Here is a 1,840-nt window from a genome sequence, read left to right on the forward strand (position 1 = left end):
CCAACAATTCCTATTTTTTCATAATTAGGGGTCTCAAGACCCCCCTAGCGGCCACCGAGAAGACCTTCACCAGCTAGGTATTTTTACTCAAGTCTCTGGAGGGGGACAGCTTATGTGACAGTTGAGGGTGCGGAATGTGGGCTAGATATTTGTCGATCATTTTAACCCCGCTTCACTTAACTTTTTCTATAAATCATAGAAATAAGGATAAAGCTCTGATTCTAGAATATATTGACTTGCTTATTTGAAAATTGCCTAACAGGTTCCAGGATCAAGTTTTCGATGATTGGGAATAGTTAAAGTCTCTCTTCTCTGGGAGATAACACGACGCAATTTAATGTGACTTCCTCGTTGACTGTGAATAGTAAAGCCAAATCGAGCGAGAATCTTGATCACGTCTTTGCCTGATAGTTGTTTCAGTTTAGGCATATTCAGGCTGTAACTCAACCGTAATCTGTAGAGAAGGTTTGGCAACTAGACCAAACTCAATAGGCTCTTCTCCTTCTAAATGTAATAAGACAGCTTCTTTGAGATTATTAACCACCTCATCCAAGGTATTTCCTTGGGTAACAACCGAAATTTCCGCGCATTCGGCCACATATCCTTGTTGTTCACCAGAATAAATAATTGCCGTAATTTTTGAACTTAATTCAGCCATAATTGCTCAGATAAAATACGTTTTGATTGTAATAGAGTATATTTTAGCTATGGGGAAATAGCCTGAAAAATTGGTAGAGATTTGTCTCGTGCAGTGTAGTCTTCGATAAGGAAATCTAGAACTTCAAGGGCATTTTGTAGCGCTTCATTGTAGGTTTCGCCGTGAGTATGAGCATAGGAGACAAATTCAGGGAGATGGGCGATAAATTTGTTGTCTTCTTGTGACCATTGAATATAAATACTATAGTGATAATTCATGGGTTGTCTCCTTGATTTAATTTGGCTAGTTCCTGAAGTGCATTTCTTCCGTCTTTTTCCTGGTAGTGATCGGCATCACTACTATTTTTGCCTAACAGGATCAAGCTATATTATAAACGGGGATGAATTCAGTGGTTATGACCGCTATTACCTAATCTCCATAGTGTGTTTTGGTACGAATAATCAGAATAGTTTTATCGTCTTCATAAATTTCATAAAGCAGACGATCTTTTCGATTTAGGCGATAGGAATACAAGCCTTCTAAATCGCCTTTTAAGGATTTGCCAATATAGGGATTAATTGCAATTATGTTAGTTAAAATTTCTTGAAGTTTGACTTTCTGTTTTTGGGTGAGTTCGTCGGTATCTTTTCGCGCTTGTTTAGAAAAGACAATTGTGTAGGTTGTCATCCAAATACTTGTTCCATTGTGAGGGTTTCTCCTGCGGCATATTCTCGTCGTGCTGATGCAATATGTTGTAATAGTTTGGGATCTTGCATGAGTTCGGAGGTTTCAGCTAAGGATTCCCATTCTTCTTGAGTAATGAGAATATAACTGCGATTTTCACGAACGATCACTACTCCATCGGGTTCTTTTTCAGTGCGATCGCAGAGTTCTTCTAGGTTGGCTTTGGCGTAATCAACGGTGACTTGATACATAAATCGCTTACGGTTTGTGGGGATTAGTCTTATAATAAAGCAAAAATTGCTTGTTGGCTGACGTTTTCATTATTTATTTTGGGCTTTTTGGTTCTGATCGAGAAGAAGGAGATATGACAACTTTAGTGGTTCTTCGGTTTGTGTTATGTAATGGACGGGGGTTATAAGAGATGGAACCCTTATAGAGAAAGACATTGGACGATTTTTGTCAATTGTTTTTGATCTAGAGCGAGCTAATCAGTTAAATCTTTTGCCAGATAAGGATTTA

Annotated in this window: 5 protein-coding genes; all 5 read right to left on the reverse strand. The window is 38.4% G+C overall.

Going from position 1 to position 1,840, the window contains the following annotated elements; all coding sequences use genetic code 11:
• Window positions 1-255: 255 nt before the first annotated feature.
• The 5 genes from PX481_RS22600 to PX481_RS22620 all read right to left on the reverse strand — a co-directional run bounded on the left by PX481_RS22600 (window position 256) and on the right by PX481_RS22620 (window position 1,572).
• Window positions 256-429 (reverse strand): type II toxin-antitoxin system HicA family toxin, encoded by a 174-nt coding sequence (locus PX481_RS22600; protein WP_002763541.1) that lies wholly within the window; start codon window positions 427-429, stop codon window positions 256-258.
• Window positions 422-658: a type II toxin-antitoxin system HicB family antitoxin gene (locus tag PX481_RS22605; RefSeq protein ID WP_002763540.1), complete on the reverse strand. Its 237-nt coding sequence runs from the start codon at window positions 656-658 to the stop codon at window positions 422-424. The genes PX481_RS22600 and PX481_RS22605 overlap by 8 nt, the downstream gene beginning before the upstream one ends.
• Before the next feature lie 47 nt (window positions 659-705).
• Complete coding sequence (locus tag PX481_RS22610; protein WP_002763539.1) at window positions 706-915, reverse strand: type II toxin-antitoxin system HicB family antitoxin; 210 nt, start codon at window positions 913-915, stop codon at window positions 706-708.
• 151 nt (window positions 916-1,066) lie between these two features.
• Complete coding sequence (locus tag PX481_RS22615) at window positions 1,067-1,324, reverse strand: type II toxin-antitoxin system mRNA interferase toxin, RelE/StbE family (RefSeq protein ID WP_002745103.1); 258 nt, start codon at window positions 1,322-1,324, stop codon at window positions 1,067-1,069.
• Complete coding sequence (locus PX481_RS22620) at window positions 1,321-1,572, reverse strand: type II toxin-antitoxin system Phd/YefM family antitoxin (RefSeq protein ID WP_002763538.1); 252 nt, start codon at window positions 1,570-1,572, stop codon at window positions 1,321-1,323. The genes PX481_RS22615 and PX481_RS22620 overlap by 4 nt, the downstream gene beginning before the upstream one ends.
• Between the last annotated feature and the right edge of the window lie 268 nt (window positions 1,573-1,840).

The organism is Microcystis sp. M53603_WE2 (assembly GCF_030065435.1).

Coding starts and splice junctions, on each gene's coding strand:
- PX481_RS22600 (WP_002763541.1), bottom strand. CDS start 429: ATGCCTAAACTGAAACAACTATCAGGCAAAGACGTGATCAAGATTCTC.
- PX481_RS22605 (WP_002763540.1), bottom strand. CDS start 658: ATGGCTGAATTAAGTTCAAAAATTACGGCAATTATTTATTCTGGTGAA.
- PX481_RS22610 (WP_002763539.1), bottom strand. CDS start 915: ATGAATTATCACTATAGTATTTATATTCAATGGTCACAAGAAGACAAC.
- PX481_RS22615 (WP_002745103.1), bottom strand. CDS start 1,324: ATGACAACCTACACAATTGTCTTTTCTAAACAAGCGCGAAAAGATACC.
- PX481_RS22620 (WP_002763538.1), bottom strand. CDS start 1,572: ATGTATCAAGTCACCGTTGATTACGCCAAAGCCAACCTAGAAGAACTC.